At 61.1% G+C, this 17,418-nt stretch carries 11 protein-coding genes; 5 read left to right on the top strand and 6 right to left on the bottom strand.

Features of this window, described 5'->3' with window-relative positions; all coding sequences use genetic code 11:
• Positions 1–801 precede the first annotated feature (801 nt).
• The 3 genes from dnaA to AXK12_RS04430 all read left to right on the top strand — a co-directional run bounded on the left by dnaA (position 802) and on the right by AXK12_RS04430 (position 5,590).
• Complete coding sequence (gene dnaA, locus AXK12_RS04440; protein WP_068711863.1) at positions 802–2,274, top strand: chromosomal replication initiator protein DnaA; 1,473 nt, start codon at positions 802–804, stop codon at positions 2,272–2,274.
• A 65-nt stretch (positions 2,275–2,339) separates the two neighbouring features.
• Positions 2,340–2,873 carry a hypothetical protein gene (locus tag AXK12_RS04435; RefSeq protein ID WP_068711896.1) on the top strand — a complete coding sequence of 178 codons (534 nt, stop codon included), beginning with the start codon at positions 2,340–2,342 and terminating at the stop codon, positions 2,871–2,873.
• Positions 2,874–3,295: 422 nt separating this feature from the next.
• Complete coding sequence (locus AXK12_RS04430; protein ID WP_068711861.1) at positions 3,296–5,590, top strand: beta-N-acetylhexosaminidase; 2,295 nt, start codon at positions 3,296–3,298, stop codon at positions 5,588–5,590.
• Positions 5,591–6,388: 798 nt separating this feature from the next.
• Here AXK12_RS04430 and rpsI read toward each other — a convergent pair.
• Both rpsI and rplM read right to left on the bottom strand, forming a co-directional pair.
• Positions 6,389–6,790 (bottom strand): 30S ribosomal protein S9, encoded by a 402-nt coding sequence (gene rpsI / locus AXK12_RS04425; RefSeq protein ID WP_068711860.1) that lies wholly within the window; start codon positions 6,788–6,790, stop codon positions 6,389–6,391.
• A gap of 28 nt (positions 6,791–6,818) precedes the next feature.
• Positions 6,819–7,247, bottom strand: a complete 429-nt coding sequence (rplM, locus tag AXK12_RS04420) for a 50S ribosomal protein L13 (RefSeq protein WP_068711859.1) — start codon at positions 7,245–7,247, stop codon at positions 6,819–6,821.
• A 212-nt stretch (positions 7,248–7,459) separates the two neighbouring features.
• On the opposite strand from rplM, the gene AXK12_RS04415 reads away from it, so the two are divergent.
• A complete protein-coding gene (locus tag AXK12_RS04415; protein ID WP_068711858.1) occupies positions 7,460–8,080 on the top strand; it encodes an HNH endonuclease in 621 nt (206 codons plus the stop codon).
• A gap of 234 nt (positions 8,081–8,314) precedes the next feature.
• Here the strand turns inward: AXK12_RS04415 and AXK12_RS04410 are convergent, their stop codons facing one another.
• The 4 genes from AXK12_RS04410 to AXK12_RS08980 form a co-directional block, all read right to left on the bottom strand.
• Complete coding sequence (locus AXK12_RS04410) at positions 8,315–9,448, bottom strand: AIR synthase-related protein (protein WP_068711855.1); 1,134 nt, start codon at positions 9,446–9,448, stop codon at positions 8,315–8,317.
• 68 nt (positions 9,449–9,516) lie between these two features.
• Entirely contained in the window at positions 9,517–11,430 is a 1,914-nt protein-coding gene (locus tag AXK12_RS04405; protein WP_068711853.1) for an amidophosphoribosyltransferase, read from the bottom strand.
• A 336-nt stretch (positions 11,431–11,766) separates the two neighbouring features.
• Positions 11,767–12,201, bottom strand: coding sequence for a hypothetical protein (locus tag AXK12_RS04400; protein WP_068711851.1), 435 nt, complete (start codon positions 12,199–12,201; stop codon positions 11,767–11,769).
• Positions 12,202–12,280: 79 nt separating this feature from the next.
• Positions 12,281–12,937 carry a hypothetical protein gene (locus tag AXK12_RS08980; RefSeq protein ID WP_156468861.1) on the bottom strand — a complete coding sequence of 219 codons (657 nt, stop codon included), beginning with the start codon at positions 12,935–12,937 and terminating at the stop codon, positions 12,281–12,283.
• A gap of 349 nt (positions 12,938–13,286) precedes the next feature.
• Here AXK12_RS08980 and purL point away from each other — a divergent pair, with 349 nt between their 5' ends.
• A complete protein-coding gene (gene purL / locus AXK12_RS04395) occupies positions 13,287–17,315 on the top strand; it encodes a phosphoribosylformylglycinamidine synthase (protein ID WP_068711849.1) in 4,029 nt (1,342 codons plus the stop codon).
• Positions 17,316–17,418 lie beyond the last annotated feature (103 nt).

Genomic DNA, 17,418 nt, shown 5'->3' with positions numbered 1-17,418 from the left:
CGCGTGAGTCACTTTCCCACTACGCGTGGGGCGGCGGTCGGTGACCGCTTCCATTTAATTTGGGATTTCTCATCGCGCTATCGCGCGAAAGCGAAATCCCAAATTTGAAAGCACTCCCCCCTGTCGCGTTGCGACAGAGAGGGGAAATTAGAGTGATAACCCGTTTGGGCGAGGTGGGAAAAATCACCAGTAAACTCCCGCCTCCAAGTTTGGGGGCCTTTTCACAGAGCCGCTTGGCTGCTGTGCGAATGCACGGCAACCAAGCGGCTCTGTAAATGGGTGCAGCGACACGCTGCCGCACCACGCGCAGTGGAAAAAAGCAGCATCGCGGCGTGCTAAATAGGGGCTGCGCAAGGGTACTGTTCTGGCGTAAATGGGCAGTGTCCGCGTCCCATAAATTACGGATAATCAACAAGTCATTTTGCCCCCGAATCACCGCAAAGCATGGCAACCTAAAAATGTGAAAAGTTGTGAGCAAAAGGGCTGTGAACAACTTGTTGGGAAGTTGACCTTGAAAGGGCTTTCCCCATCCCAGTTAGTCGCCACGTCAGTCACCTCCCTTGCCCAGTCCCACGGGTGCTCTTTCTCAAGTTGTTCCACACGCCCCAATCCACAGCACAGGAATAATCCTGCTACACGCTACCTATCAGTGATTTACATACATTTGGACGATTCACCCATCGCCACTGCTAGAGCACCACGATTTTTACGCCTCTTTCGGCGGTCGGAGCGCGGGCGCGCACAACGGAGAATACAGCCATCGGCAAGCCTTGTGAATAAACCCTCCTAAGCCGCCCATCCATGCCCACCGCCACCCTCGCCCCCAGCCCTTGGGAGACCGCCAAAACAAGCCTTAAGCAATTTTTCTCAGAGGACGTGTTTAAGATGTGGTTCGAGCCGCTGCACTGTATCGAACTTGGCGAGGACACAATCACCTTAGGCGTGCCCAACGATTTCGCCGCGATTTGGATTCAGGAGAACTACCTCGACCTCATTTCCAAGCACCTCAGCCTGGCCTACGGACGCGAGCTCAGCATCACGCTCCAAAAGGCCGCCCCGCCGCAATCCGCCCACGCCCATCGCGGCCACAGCGACAGCGCCGCACTGCTCGACGGACAGGGAAATGCGCGCGGCAGCAGTGGAGCCGTTTCCGGCGGACGCGGAGTTAACGACCACGCCCAAACGGGTACGGGCTTCGACCGCGACGCGTCGCCAAGATTGGGGGCGGCAGCCCCAGAGCGTCGCCGCCCCGAGGCCACGCTCAACCCGCGCAACACCTTCGACACCCTCGTTGTCGGCGCGAACAACCAGATGGCACACGCCGCCGCAATGGCCGTCGCTCAAGCGCCCGCGCAAGCCTACAACCCGCTCTTCCTCTACGGAGACACCGGCCTCGGCAAAACGCACCTCATGCACGCCATCGGCCACGCCATCCTCCAAAACCGGCCCGACGCCCGCGTCGTTTACCTCTCCACCGAGCGCTTCACCAACGAGTTCATCCAGGCCCTCCAGGAAAACAGCCTCACCAAATTCCGCCAACGCTACCGCCGTGCCAGCGTGTTGCTCCTCGACGACGTCCAATTCCTCGCCGGCAAAGAGCGCATCCAAGAGGAATTCTTCCACACCTTTAACGACCTCTTCGAGTCCGGTAAGCAAATCGTCCTCTCCAGCGACCGCCGCGCCAGCGAAATCCAGCAACTGGAGGCCCGCCTCGTCTCGCGCTTCGAGTGGGGCCTACCCGCCGACATCCAAGCCCCCGACTACGAAACCCGCGTCGCCATCCTGCGCTCGAAGGCCGCGACGCTTAAGGCCGACGTCCCGCACGAGGTCATCACCTTCATCGCCCAACGCCTCTCGGGCAACGTCCGTCGCCTCGAAGGTGCCCTCATCAAAGTCAGCAGTTACGCCGCCCTCACGGGTCGCCCCCTCGACATCCCCACCGCCGAGAAACTCCTCCAAGACGTCCTCATCGAGCAGGCGCAAAACCTCCTCACCATCGACGTCATCCAGAAACGCGTGGCCGACCACTTCCAGATCCGCCACAGCGATATGACCAGCAAACGCCGCCCCAACAACATCGCCATCCCGCGCCAAATCGCGATGTTCCTCTCGCGCAAACTCACCAAGCACTCGCTCCAAGACATCGGCGACGCCTTTGGCGGGCGCGACCACGGCACTGTCATTCACGCCTGCAAAGCCGTCGATAACATGATTGAGCAAGACCCCAGCATGCGCGGCAGTATCGAGTTTCTCAAAACCCAACTCGCCCGCTAAGTCACGCCGACGCCGTGCTCGCCGCACCGCGCGCGGCGACCACCCACTCGCGCCACTCTTTCGCCATGAGCCTTTCTCCCGATCAAAACCGAGCCGTAGCCGCTTGGGTCGCTGCAGGCGACAACCTCTCCACCGTCCAGAAAAAACTCCAAGACGAGTTCCAAGTCAGCATGACTTACATGGACGTGCGCTTCCTCGTCGACGACCTCGACCTCAGTCTCCAAGACCCTGCCAGCACCGCCGACGCCAGCGACGTCAGCAACCCAGCGCCACCGCCGACGATGCCCGCCGCAGCGACCAGCGCTGCAAATGCGGATGACGGCAGCGACGCAGACGCCGTCCCCGAACCCGACGCGTTGCCACCCGCCGCAGCCGATGGAGCGGGTGCAGCGGCCAACGTCACCGTGACGCTTGACGCCGTAACGCTCCTCCCCGGCGCACTCGCCAGCGGGACCGTTCGCTTTAGCGACGGCGTCACTGGCAAGTGGATGGTCGATAACTACGGCCGCCCCGGGTTTACCGAAATCTCGCAACCCGGCTACCAACCCAGCCCTGCCGACGCCCAAGCCTTCATCCAAGAACTCAGTCGGCACCTGTAAGCAGCCTTGCCCAGTTCCTTTTTCTCGCGAGCCGTCCCGGGGTCTGTTCCCGTTTCAAACGCGAGCCGCGCTGCTGCCTAAAATTTCGCCAGACTAGGCGCAGCATGCAGCCAATGTTACAACCTTGGCAAAGGCTGCAACGCCGTATGGCGAGATTTTGGGCGCAGCCCGAAGGGACGGGCCAGATTTTGCGCGCCGCGGCGTTGCTCGTCGCTCATTTGCATGAGCAAACTTCGCTTCTCGCGCCTTGCTGCACATAAAATCTGACTCCGTCGCGGCCACGTTTGAAACGGGAACAGACCCTTAGGGCGGCTCTTTTTGTTTACCCCCCAACGAAAAAAAGGAAACCGCCCACCCCGCGCGACTGTCAGCTCACCGTGCTGCTCCTGCATTCCAATATTTTCTCAAATTATTATTAAACAATGACTTATTCAGAAGAACTCAGCCCTCAACGCCCCCTTCCGCTCGTGCCCTATCCCGTAAAGGTCGAGCGCGGAACCGGTCACTTCACCCTCACCTCACAGAGCCTAGTCATCGCTGGTCACCCCGCTGAAACCAAAGCCGCGGCCCGATTTATCGCTAGGCTCAAAGAGTCGAGCGGCCTTACCCTAGAGTACCGCGAGGCGAGCGCTGCGCCCGATCCCGAGCGCGGCACCATCCGCTTTGAGCTCGAAACCCCGCCAAAGCTCCGTCCCGAAGCCTACACCTTACACATCACTCCCGGGCACATCCGCATCCTCGCGACCGACGAAGCCGGCCTCTTTTACGCCCATACTACCCTTTGGCAGCTCCTCGGCGCGGCAACTGAGCCCGGCCTCCCCGCGACACTGCCCGAGCTACTCATCGAAGATCACCCCCGCTTCGCTTGGCGCGGCTTCATGCTGGATTCCTCGCGCCACCTCCAGCCCATCGCGCAAATTAAGCAGCTCATCGACCAAGCGGCCCTCCACAAACTCAACACCCTCCACTGGCACCTCACAGACGACCAAGGCTGGCGACTCGAAATCAAGCAGTACCCGAAACTCACCGAAGTCGGAGCCTGGCGCATCCCCGCGGGCAAGGCCGGTCGCGGCCCCGATGGACAGCCGCTTCGCTACGGCGGCTTTTACACACAGGGCGAAGTCCGCGAAATCGTCGCGTACGCCGCCGAGCAACACGTCACAATCGTCCCCGAAATCGAAGTCCCCGGCCACGCCCGCGCAGCCATCGCGGCCTACCCCGAGTTCGGCTCGACTGGCGAGGAAACCACCGTCGCCCCCGAGTGGGGCATCCACCCCTTCCTCTTTAACGTAGACGACGCCACCTTCATATTTTTGGAAAACGTACTGCGCGAGGTCATAGCCCTCTTTCCCAGCAGCTACATCCACATCGGCGGTGACGAAGCCATAAAGCACCACTGGAAACGCTCCCCCAGCGCCCAAGCAAAAATCCGCGAACTCGGCCTCGCCGACGAAAACGCCCTCCAAAGCTGGTTCATCCGTCGCATCGCCCAGTTCCTCACCGCCAACAACCGCAAACTTATCGGCTGGGACGAGATTTTAGAAGGAGGCCCGCTCCCCGAAGGCGCAAACGTCATGGTCTGGCACACAATAGAAAACGCCGCCATCGCGGCACGGGCAGGCCACGACGTCGTGATGTGCCCGACCAACTACGCCTACCTCAATCGCGTCCAATCCCTGGCACACGACGAGCCGCCGGGGCACGACCGCATGATTCCCCTGAGGAAACTCTACGAGTTCGAGCCCGTGCCTGCTGACCTTGACGAGAAAACCGCACGCCACGTCATCGGTTACCAAGCCAACCTCTGGACGGAGTACGTGCGCACGGCCGAGCAGGTAGAACACATGCTCTACCCGCGCCTCTGCGCCGCCGCCGAAAACGCGTGGTCGCCCGCCAGTCAGCGCGATTGGCAACGCTTCCTCCCGCGTATCGCCGTACACCTACGTCGAATCATCCGCGCGGGACTGCGCCCCGCCGACTCGGCCTTTAGCGTGCAAATCGAAGCACTGCCCGCCGCCGACGCCACCGGAGCCGTCATCTACACGCCCACGCAATTTCAGCTCTCCAACCAAGCCGACTTTGGCGAATTGCGTTACACGCTCGACGGCAGCGAGCCACGCAGCGACTCCGCACTCTACGCCGGGCCCGTACAGCTCCCCGAGCTCCCGGTAACCCTCACCGCAAGCGCCTTTTTTGACGGACAAGCCCTCGCAAAATCGCGCTGCGCAATCATCGACGCCGACTCACTGCGCACCCGCAACGCCGAGCAGCTCGTCCCCGACCTAGAAACCTGTGCCCTACGCCTCGAAGATGATGAGCCGCTAGAAGGCGAGCGACTCGCCCTGCCCGTCATTACCCAAGACCCGATTTGGGTCTGGAAAGACGCCGTCCTCGACGGCATCCGCAGCCTAGAGGTTTCAGTGGTCGACCTGCCCTACAACTTCGCTTTCGCAAACGAATCAGTCGGCATCCCACCCGATGCGCCCAAAGAGCCCGTTTACTTGCAGCTCTACCTCGACCACTTCGAAGGTGAGCCGATTGCCCAAACGCTCGTTGATCCGCATCACGCCACAGCGATTCAAACGCTAAAACTGACGCTGCCCGAAGGAAACGGCGGCCCACCACGCGACCTGCTCTTCAAGTTCACCGGCAGCGAGTTCACCGCAACCGCCCGAGAAACCCTCTGGGCGATCTATCGCGTCCGGCTCGGAAGCTAAGGCCGCCTCGGAAGCGGTTTTTCGGGCTCGCGATCAGCCCACACACGCCGCGCGGGCCCAGTCAGATAACTGCCGACCGCGCTTGCGCACTAGTCGCCGCCCGCGCGTAAGAACGGAAGAACAGCAGAGAGCACCGCCCTCCGACGAGCCGCCAACGAGTGGCTGAGCGCCTCGCAGCAGCTCGCCAATAACTCGCCAATAAAAAAACAGTCCGCGAGTGGAGTGCTGAGGCCGTGTCGCGCACTCCCATGCACGACACGGCCCGTTTTGCTTCACCTAGGTCCCTGTATGACCTATGCTCCCTATTGACGGCGGAGCGGGGTTTTCCCCGCCGCCAAAGTCGTAAAATCGCCCCGCTTATGCCCTTGCCCGCACTCGGCTCCCGCGCTCGAACGCAGTCTCTGCGGCTGCCCGCCCAAAAGCGCACTCGCGGAAATCAGAGATTGAGCGTTTTTGAGAAATCGTTCGGCCATTGCTGGGCTTGGCTGTGGAGGTGAGGATTATTGGGAAAGGGAGTTTTTGTGTGCCAAGTACCCACCAATTAATCGCCTGCGGGGCTAAGGGCTGGGGTACTGAAGCTGTGTCACAGACGAGATAAAAAACTCTGCAAGCGCAACCGATTAGTCATAAGGATGTTTACGTAATCCTTGAGACATCAATAAGTTCGGTAATTACCCAAAGTGCCTTCCGCTCACTCAGATGCACAAAAAAACGGCCCCCGAAAAAGGAGCCGTTGGAAGTAGAAAAGCGCGACGCGCGGCCAGCGAGCCGCACGCCAAATAAAAGCCGCTTCGCGCCTTAGCGCTTGGAGAACTGGAAGCGTTTGCGCGCACCGGGCTGACCGGGCTTCTTACGCTCTTTCTCGCGCGGGTCGCGGGTCAGATGTCCGGCCTTTTTGAGGACGGCCCGCAGCTCGGGGTCGAACTTTTGGAGCGCGCGGGCGATGCCGTGGGCGACTGCACCGGCTTGGCCAGCCACACCGCCACCGGAGACGTTGGCCGTCACATCAAACTTGTCGCGCAACTCGGCGGTCGCGAGCGGCGCACTGGCAGCCTTGGAAAAGCTCTCAGGCGGGAAATAGGCATCGAAGCTGCGCCCATTGGCGATCAGCTTACCCGTGCCTTCGATGATGCGGACGCGCGCCGTGGCCGTCTTGCGGCGACCTGTCGCGGTAATAACAGAGGAATCCTCAATGCTCATTCTCGTGTGGGCTAGGTGGACTTAAAACTTAGAGGGCAAACTTCACGGGAGCCTGCGCCTCGTGGGTGTGGTTAGGGCCAGTAAAGACGCGCAGCTTGGTCAGCATCTTGGCGGCCAGGCGGTTCTTCGGGAGCATCCCCTTAACGGCATGCTGAAGGATGAACTCGGGGCGCTGCTTACGCATATCGGAGAGCTTCCGACGGCTCTCCCCACCCATGTAGCCAGAGAAGAACATGTACTCGTTTTGCTCCTCCTTCTTACCGGTGAGGACGACCTTCTCCGCGTTCACCACTACGACGAAATCGCCGGTATCGACGTGCGGAGTGTAGATAGGCTTGTGCCGACCGCGGAGCAAGTTCGCGATCTTAACCGCAAGACGGCCCAAAACTTGCCCTTCGGCGTCAATGAGGTGCCACGTGGGCTGCACCGTCTCTTTGTTGGCGAGGATCGTTTTCATGAGAAAAGAGGCCGAGAGCTAAGCCACCCCAAATCGCTGTCAAGGACACAGCACACCCAGCCGCGCTTTTTTTAGCAAAACACGAACGCGGCAGACTCACTTTCGGCGGCGCGCGCAGCCGAAACCGCGCGCGAATTTTGTCACATTAACGCAAGGAAAGCGTGCCGACCATTGACAGCCGCTAACGCGCGCGGCTATTCGCAGCACCTGTTATGGACGCCGTACTGGACCAACCGGTGCTCGTGTTAAACCGCCTATGGCAGGCGGTTAACGTAATCGCGGCGCGCCGCGCCTTCGCCATCCTCGCACGCGGCCATGCGCAAGTCGTTTACAACGAGGACGACGATTTCCGCACCTTTGGGCTGCTGGAGTGGATCGATTTCTCGGCCTCGCGCCCGCCGCGCGACGAGCCGCTCGAAATCGTGCACACGCCCACCCGAGCCATTCGGTTGCCGCGCGTGATTCTCCTCAGCGTCTTCGACCGGCTGCCCCGCAAAGACGTCAAACTCACGCGCAACAACGTCTTCGAGCGCGACAAAAACACCTGCCAGTACTGCGCCAAGGTCTTCCCCCGCGCCGAGCTCAACCTCGACCACGTCATCCCGCGCGACCACGGCGGGCGCACGACGTGGGAAAACATCGTGTGCTCCTGCATCCCGTGTAACTCGCGCAAGGCAAACCGGCTGCCGCATCAAGCCGGCATGCGGCTCATCCGCAAACCCGTGCGCCCCAAGTGGCGGCCCGTCATCTCGCTCGTGCTCGGCAACCGGCCGCACGAAGCGTGGAAGGGCTTCCTCGATCACGCTTACTGGAACGTCGAGCTAGAGGAATGACGAGGCGAGTGGCCGCTCCCACTCACGCTCACGCGACAACGATGAGGCGGCCAAGGGGCACCGTCCCTGCCATTATTGGCAGACGCCGCGCGCTACGACATCTCGCCAACAAGCTGATCGCTCAATAAAAGGAGCGCCTACGGAGAAAAAGAGCGCCTGCGGCTCCCTCACCCTATGCGACCAAGCGGGCAAGACGCCGCGCGCGGGTTTATCCACCCGCACCGACGCACTCGTTTAGCGCAGAGCCAGTGTGTCGGCCTCGTAGCTGAGGCCCAGTGACGGGATTTCCACCGCTTTGCGCGTGCCTTCTTTTTTCACGGTTCCAGCGAGCCAAGCATCGTAGCCGGTTTCGCGCGCAGCGGCCAGCACCGCCTCCGTGTATTCGGGCGCGACATACGCCGCAAAGCCCACACCCATGTTGTAGGTCGCATACAGTTCGCGCCGCGAAATCGGCCCCGCTTTTTCCAAAAACTGAAACACGGGCAAGGGCTCGCGCGGCTCCGTGATCTCGTAAACAAAGGGCTCTTCCAAGCGCATGAGTTTGCGCCAGCCGTGACCGGTAACGTGCGCCACGTAGTTGAGCGGCAGCCCCCGCCGTTGGCACTCGGCGACGAAGTTTACGTAAATCACTGAGGGCGCGAGTAAGGCCTCGCCGTAGCTTTGGCCTTCGCTCGAGCCCGCCGTCGGGACGAAGTCCGCGAGTGGCGTCGCGTAGCCTTTCGGGAGTTGGTCGGCGATGAGCCGGCACAGCGAGAGCCCGTTGGTCTGCACGCCGGAGCTTGCCAGAAAGAGGATGCGGTCGCCTTCGCGCACCTCGCCCGTAATCCGCAGCGATTTCGGAGCGATCCGCCCAATCGCCGAGCCCGCGAGGACGATTGCCGATTCGTTGACGATCGATTTCAGCGTGGGCGTTTCGCCGCCGCCCCAGACTGCGTGGGCCTGTCGGCAGCCCTCGGCCCAGCCATCGACGAGCGCTTGCATCCGCGCCGAATCGGCAAACCAGGCCGAGTCGCCCACCGCCGCATGCATCGCGACCGAGATTGGGAGCGCGCCACAGGTGACGAGGTCGTTGACGATTGTGGCGACCGTATCGATCGCGATTTCGCGGTAAAAGTTGAGCCCCTGTTTCGCGTAAACGGCATCGGCCACCAGGTTCTTGGTGCCGAGCCCTTCTTCGACATGCGCGAGGTAGTGGTCGGCTGCTTCGATGAGGTAACAGCTCTCCCCGCGCGTGTTGGCGGGCTCGCTGTAGCCGTGCGCAGCGAGGAGCGGTGCCGTCGTGCGCGCGGCACCTTGGCAGGCGCGTTTGAAGGCATCGAGCTGGTCGTAATCTACGCCAGAGGATTCATAGCTGAGAGTGTCTGACATCGGTATTTTGCCCTTAAGTTTTTCAAATCGCCCAAGCGGGAGCTCACTTCGCTGCACGCGCCTTAGCCTCAGTAGGCGCGGGCTTCGGTTTTTTCATAAAAGTTGAGATAGGCTTGGTTCACGACGCGGTAGCCGCCGGGCGTCGGGTAGTTGCCCGTAAAATACCAATCGCCAGTGTGATTCGGGACCGCCGCGCGGAGGTTTTCGACGGTTTGAAAGATGACCTCGATTTGGCCGCCCCAGCCGTTGGGCGGCGGAGAGACAAGCTGCGCGACTTTTGCGGAAATCTCCTCCGCGCTAAAGGGGGAGTAGATTTTTTTGACGTGGTTGGTGCGCGCGGGCTCACCGCCCGATACTTCCGCCCGACACAGGTCGTAGACTTCGCGCAAAAGCTCGGTCATCCCGCGCTCTTTGATGAGCTCCACGGCCGCCTCGAAGGCGATGAATTTGCCGAGTTGCGACATGTCGATGCCGTAGCAATCGGGGTAGCGGATTTGCGGCGCGGTGGAGACGATGACGATCTTGCGCGGGTGCAGGCGTTGGAGGATGCGCAGGATGGATTTGCGCAAGGTCGTCCCGCGCACAATCGAGTCATCCACGCAAACGAGCGTGTCGCCCGGATTTACCGAGCCGTAGGTGATGTCGTAGACGTGGCTTGCGAGCTGGTTGCGCAGTGTCTCTTGGCCGATGAAGGTGCGCAGCTTGATGTCCTTGCTGACGACTTTCTCGCTGCGCGGCCAGTTGCTGAGGATGAGTTCGTCGAGTAGCACGTCGTCGAGGGCGCCGCTGCGGTGCGCGGCAAGTATCGCGGCTTTGACCTCACTGCGGCGGCGTTCGCGCAGCGCAGACATCAGCCCGTAGTAGGCGACCTCGGCAGTGTTCGGGATACAGCTAAAGACGCTGCGCTCCCAGTCATGATCGATCGCCGCAATGACTTGCGGGAGGAGCCGCGCGCCGAGGGACTTTCGCTCTTCGTAAATGTCGATGTCGTTACCGCGCGAAAAATAAATCCGCTCAAACGAGCACTCCGCGCGCGGCTGCGGCGCGGCAAACTGCGTCTGGCTAAGCGAGCCGTCGTGCTTGACGACCATGACGTGCCCGGGCGCGAGCTCGCTGACTTGCGGGGCTTCGAGGTCGAAAACCGTCATCAGCGGCGCTCGCTCGCTGGCAAAGGCGACGACTTCGTCATTTTGAAAATAGAAACACGGGCGAATGCCCAAGGGATCGCGCGCGATAAAGGCGTCGCCGTTACCGATTAAGCCGCAGAGCGTGTAACCGCCGTCCCAGCCTTCGGCGGAGCGCGTAAAGACGCGCCCGAGGTCGAGGTCGCGGCTGATGCGTTGCGAGATGGCGTCGCCAGGGAGCCCTTCGGCGCGGAGTTGGCGGTAGAGCTCTTGGTGCGCCTCATCGAGCGAGAACCCGATTTTCTCCAAAATCGCCTGCGTGTCCGTCGCAAAGATCGGGTGCTGGCCCATCGCTGTCAGCGAGGCGTTGAGCTCGGTGGTGTTGGTGAGGTTAAAGTTACCACACAGGGCGAGGTTGCGCGTCGGCCACGGACTACGCCGGAAATACGGGTGGCACGAAAGCATGCTGTAGCCGCCGCTCGTCCCATAGCGCAGGTGCCCCATGAGTAGCTCGCCGCCAAACGAAAAACCGCGCTTCACCGTCTCGGGAAACTCGGGATGCACCGTGCCCGCCTGCACCTGCTGGTCGTATTGAGCGAGGAGCGACTTGAAGACTTTGTTGAGCGGCTCGGGCTCGACGCTGCGCTCGCGAAACATGAAGGGCTCGCCCGCCGGCATGCCCAGCTTTACACAGGCCACACCCGCGCCGTCTTGGCCACGGTTGTGCTGCTTCTCCATGAGAAGGAACAGCTTAGTAAAGCCCCAGAGCGGGTTGCCGTATTTCTCCTGGTAATAAGAAAGCGGTTTGAGGAGCCGGACTAGCGCGACTCCGCACTCATGGGTGACTTTGTCGCTCATCGGTGGTGGCAGCGGCTGCGGGGAGAGTGGGGTGCGCAGCGATATCGGCGGCGCAGCGAGTGGGTTGGCTTAGACACGGGGCGGCGATTGCGCCCTGCCCTCCCGCACCCGTCAACGGATTTGTGGCGCCTGCAGCACTCGCAAAATAACCCAGCCTGCAGGCCCTGCGTCGCCGACAAAATGGAAGCGGTTCACGACTGACCGCGCGGTCAGTGTCAGAGCTCACAGACCTAGCTCCACTACGCGTGGGGCGGCAGGCTGTGCCTGCACCCGTTCAATTTGGGATTTCGGTTCGCGCGTTGCGCGATCACGAAATCCCAAATTTAAAGGAGATCCTCACATCGCGAAAGAAGGCTCTGTAAAAAGGAACCCAAACTTTGGGACGTGGGCTTTTCGTGATTCTTCCCGTCTCGGGAAACCCGCGGCGCTCCCCATTTCCTTACCCCTTCCTTGTCGCAACGCGACAAGGAGAAGGGACTTCAAATCTGGGGATTGGCTTCGTCGCTTCGCGACGGGGCCAATCCCCAGATTGAACGGGTGCAGCGACACGCTGCCGCCCCACGCGTAGTGGCACTCAGTGAGTGCAGCCATTGACCTCACTGAGGCATTAATCCATTCGTCAGCAACAGCCAAGCAATCATTGTTATAAAAATCCGCAATGATATCCATGCCGTTTATCTTTGGCCTGATAAATAAAGTGTCACAAAAATCAATGCCATCAATAAAAAGCGTTTCGTTTTTGATAACCAAAAAATTCAATTCTGACTTCATGGCTATTTATCCCCAGGAATGCGAGGGGATTGGGCTGAACGGGGCGGGTTTTTCCAAAACCACCTCCGATAGCGTCGAATTATCTTTTCAGGTATTTTTCGTATACAAAAAATGAGGTGAAGCCACTCAGCGCGGGAATATCCTCCAAGGTTTCGACTTGAAATCGATAAACACCAGGGGTAACGGCTGTACCCGCTCCAGCCAAGTTCATTACCATAGTCGAACCATTGGGCGTCCCTTGCGGTGCGCCGAAGTGTTCGGCGTAATATAGAGATGCCGTCGCCTTTCCTTCTGGAATCTCAAATATTTCATATCGACGAGGATATTCACCAAAGCCAGAAACCCTTTTTCGGTCGCGCAATGGAATTCTAACTTCCCTGCCGTCTTCGATACGATGCAGAGAAAGGCGCACTTCAACTGGATGCGCTTCCAAGGCTCTTAGTAAATTTAGATCTCCCGTAGTGAATAAAATGCGCAACCCGATCAAATGGCTTAGGTAGGTCATTCTCCTGGGTAACGGCGGCACTTCAAACGTTACATCCACCTTGTACCCCGCCTTGTCCAGCGGCATCGGAATTTTGAGTGGCGGGCGTGGTAACGTCACGGATTGTTCATTATTGACTGTCATGATCATATTGGCTCCTTGAGCATTTATTCCTGGACTGTAGCCAGCCCCAGCTACGGATGCGGCAACCATTTTCAAGTACCCTATAATTTTAAGAAAAGTGGGGTTCATTTCTATATCTCCTGACTTGTTTATACTTCATTACGAGTAGTGTTCTCAAAAGAAGGTTGGCAATGACGAACCACCACTCCGCGTGGGGCGGCAGGCTGTGCCTGCACCCGTTCAATTTGGGATTTCGGCTCGCGCGTTGCGCGACCACGAAATCCCAAATTTGAAGGATATCCTCGCGTCGCGAAAGAAGGCTCCGGTCAAAATCGCGATTTGTGTTCGGAGGCAACGCCTCCGGGCCAAATCGTGATTTAAATGGAAGTGGCAGCATGCCACCGCACCACGCGTAGTGGCACTCAGTGCATGCCTCGTTGACGCGAGGCGGATCATTCGGATTGGCTCTACTCCGATCATGCTTACGCTTCGCGGCTCTGCTGCCTTATCCCCATTCCGGCTCGAAAAACTCCTCAAAACGCTGAGCGACGAGCACCGCCTGCCGTTGCGGGCGATTGAGGCGCACTTCATCCACCTCTGCAACACAAGTGGCGACCTCACGCCGCAGGAGCACGCCATACTCGAAAGGCTCCTCAGCTACGGCCCTAGCCGTGAAGCCAAGTCGAGCCGCGGCGGCCAAAGCGGACTTCAGTTAGTGGTAAGTCCCCGTCCCGGGACGATTTCGCCTTGGTCGTCGAAGGCGACCGACATCGCCCGACTCTGCGGACTCGACAAAATCTGCCGAATCGAACGCGTCGTCGAGTACACGCTCATCCTTGATAACGCCGCGCTTCAGCCGCCCCTCCATGTCCTCAACACGGCCCAACTGAACGCGTTGCGCGCAGCCCTCATCGACCCGATGACGCAAGCGGCCTTCGACACGCTCGACGAGTGCGCCGCGCTCTTTCGCCACGAGGCCCCTCGCCCGCTGCGCACGATCCCGCTCCTCGCCAAAGGCCGCAGCGCGCTCGAAACCGCCAACCGCGAGCTTGGCCTCGCGCTCGCGCCCGACGAGATCGACTATCTCGCCGAGGCCTTCAGCCGCCTTGGGCGCGACCCCGCCGACGTCGAACTCATGATGTTCGCGCAGGCCAACTCCGAGCACTGCCGCCACAAAATTTTTAACGCCACTTGGGAAATCGATGGGCAGCCTCAAGCCCACTCGCTCTTTGCGATGATTCGCAACACCCACCAGCTCCACAGCGACGGCATCCTCTCCGCCTACAAAGACAATGCCGCCGTCATCACCGGCACGCACGGCGGACGCTTCTTTACCGATCCACTCACCGGCGACTACGACGCGCACCCCGAGCCCATCCACCTGCTCTGCAAAGTCGAAACCCACAACCACCCGACCGCCATCTCTCCCTACCCAGGCGCGGCCACCGGCTCCGGCGGCGAGATTCGCGACGAAGGCGCGACCGGACGCGGCTCACGCCCCAAGGCCGGACTCGTGGGCTTCACCGTATCCAACCTAAAACTACCCGACGCGCCCCAACCTTGGGAACACGACTACGGCAAACCCGCCCGCATCGCCTCCGCGCTCGACATCATGATCGACGCCCCGCTCGGCGGCGCAGCCTTTAATAACGAGTTTGGCCGCCCCGCCATCAACGGCTACTTCCGCACATTTGAGGCTGCCGTGCCCGCGCGAGAAAAAACCAAGCCCGGCGACGCACCAAGGTCTAAAGAAGACAACGCGCCGACAACGGCGACTCGCCCGACAAGTGAGGACTGCGCCCCCGAGCTCAGGGGTTACCACAAACCCATCATGCTTGCGGGTGGGCTCGGTAACATCCGCGCTGAGCACGTTGAGAAAGGCGAAATCGCGCCCGGCGACCATCTCATCGTTCTCGGCGGCCCCTGCATGTTAATCGGCCTAGGCGGCGGGGCGGCGAGCTCAGTCGCTAGCGGCTCCGGCACTGAGTCGCTCGATTTCGCCTCCGTGCAACGCGACAACGCCGAGATGCAACGCCGCTGCCAAGAAGTCATCGACCGCTGTTGGGCCCTCGGCGCAGAAAACCCGATCAGCTTTATCCACGACGTCGGCGCAGGCGGCATGGCCAACGCGCTCCCCGAACTCGTCAACGACGCTGGCCGCGGCGGCCGCTTCGACCTGCGCAAACTCCCCAACGACGAGCCCGGCATGTCGCCGCTCGAGATCTGGTGCAACGAATCCCAAGAACGCTACGTCCTGTCCGTCCCTGCCGCGCGGCTCGCCACCTTTGAGCAAATTTGCCACCGCGAGCGCGCCCCCTTCGCCATCGTAGGCGAGGCCACCGAGCGCAAAGACCTCGTTGTCGAAGATCCCCACTTCGCCAACCGCCCGATCGACCTCCCGCTCGACGTGCTCTTGGGCAAACCGCCCCGCATGCACCGCCGCGAGACTACCCTCGCCCGCCCACAACATCCGCTCGACCTCGGCGGCGCGACACTCGCCGAAGCCGTGCAGCGTGTCCTCTCCCACCCCACCGTCGCCGATAAAAGCTTCCTCATCACCATCGGCGACCGCTCCGTCGGCGGCCTCATCGTTCGCGACCAAATGGTCGGGCCGTGGCAAGTACCCGTCGCCGATTGCGGCGTCACCGCGGCCGCTTTCGACACCAACACCGGCGAGGCGATGGCAATGGGCGAGCGCACGCCCGTCGCCATCAACAACGCCGCCGCCAGCGCGCGGCTCGCCGTCGGCGAAGCGTTAACCAACCTCGCCGCAGCCCAGGTCGGGCCCTTAGGCAAGGTCAACCTCTCGGCCAACTGGATGGCCGCACCGGATCAGCCCGGCGACGCCGCCGAGCTCTACGCCGCTGTCCGCGCCGTCGGCCTCGAGCTTTGCCCCGCGCTCGGGATCACCATTCCCGTTGGCAAAGACTCGCTCTCTATGAGCACCGTCTGGGCGGACGAAACAAGCGGCGCACAAAAACGCGTCACCGCCCCCGTCTCGCTCATCGTCTCGGCCTTCGCCGCCGTCGAAGACGTGCGGCTCTCGCTCACACCGCAACTCGTGCGCGATGCCGACACTACGCTTCTGCTCATCGACCTCGGGCGCGGTCAAAACCGACTCGGTGGCTCCATCCTCGCGCAGACCTTTTCGCAAATCGGCGAGGCTACGCCCGACGTCGATTCACCACGCGACCTCAAAGCCTTTTGGGACGCCATCCAGGTACTGAGCCGCGACCGTAAACTCCTCGCTTATCACGACCGCAGCGACGGTGGACTCTTCACGACGCTCGTGGAAATGGCCTTCGCCGGACACTGCGGCGTAGAGATCGTGCTCCCCAAAGACGACGCCGCAACGACGCCTCGCCAAATAAAAGGAGCGGCGACCCTTTTCAGCGAAGAACTCGGCGCGGTTATCCAAGTTCGCAACGCCAACCTCGCACAGGTCCACGCCATCCTCAACACCCACGGCCTCGACGATTGCACACACGAAATCGGCCGCCCCACGCCCGATGCACACCAAGTAAAAGTCGCCGCGCAAAACGGCGACCTACTTTGGGAGGAAGACCTCTTTGCACTCCGCGCACTCTGGTCGGACACGACGCGCCGAATCGCACAAAAACGCGATAACCCCGACTGCGCCGAACAAGACTACCAACTCAAACTCGACCGTAGGGACCCGGGCATTACGCCAAAAGTGACCTTCACGCTTAGCCCAGCGCCACGCCGCGACCAGCGCCCGACTGTTGCCATTCTTCGCGAACAAGGCGTTAACGGCCAAATCGAGATGGCCGCCGCCTTCACCCGCGCCGGATTCCGCGCGGTCGATGTGCACATGAGCGACATCCTCGCGGGCCGCGTGACGCTGCGCGACTTCGCCGGCCTCGCCGCTTGCGGTGGCTTCAGCTACGGCGACGTCCTCGGTGCAGGCGAAGGTTGGGCAAAGACTATCCTCTTTAACGAACGCGCGCGGGCCGAGTTTGCCGACTTCTTCGCGCGCGAAGACAGCTTCTCACTCGGCGTCTGCAACGGCTGTCAAATGCTCAGCAACTTGCACGAACTCATCCCCGGCGCAGACGGCTGGCCCCGCTTCGTCCAAAACAAATCCGAGCGATACGAATCGCGACTCGTGTCGGTAAAAATCGAAGACAGCCCCAGTGTGCTCCTTCGCGGCATGGCGGGCTCTGTGCTCCCCGTCGTCGTCGCCCACGGCGAAGGCTTTTGCGAATTCCCCAGCACAGACGCCGCCGCAGCCTTCAACGCCACGCCGCTCGCCGCCGCGCGCTTCGTCGATAACCACCACGCACCCACAGAAAACTACCCGCTCAACCCCAACGGATCCCCCGAAGGCTTGACGGCACTGACCACGCGCGACGGTCGCGTCACAATCATGATGCCGCACCCCGAGCGCGTCTTCCGCACCTGCTCGCTAAGCTGGGCGCCCGCCAACTGGCCCGAAGATAGCCCCTGGATGCAACTCTTCCACAACGCCTACGCGTTTGCGCGTTAAGCGACCGCCACACGCCTACGCGCACGCCTTCGTTCCAGCAGCAGCCCCAGAGACTGTTCCCGTTTCAAACGCGAGCCGCGCTACTGATGCCTTTTTCCCACTC

This window comes from Cephaloticoccus capnophilus (genome assembly GCF_001580045.1).
Taxonomy (GTDB): domain Bacteria; phylum Verrucomicrobiota; class Verrucomicrobiia; order Opitutales; family Opitutaceae; genus Cephaloticoccus; species Cephaloticoccus capnophilus.
Note: the sequence above shows the minus strand (reverse complement) of the source record. Positions and strands in the feature narration are given on the sequence as shown.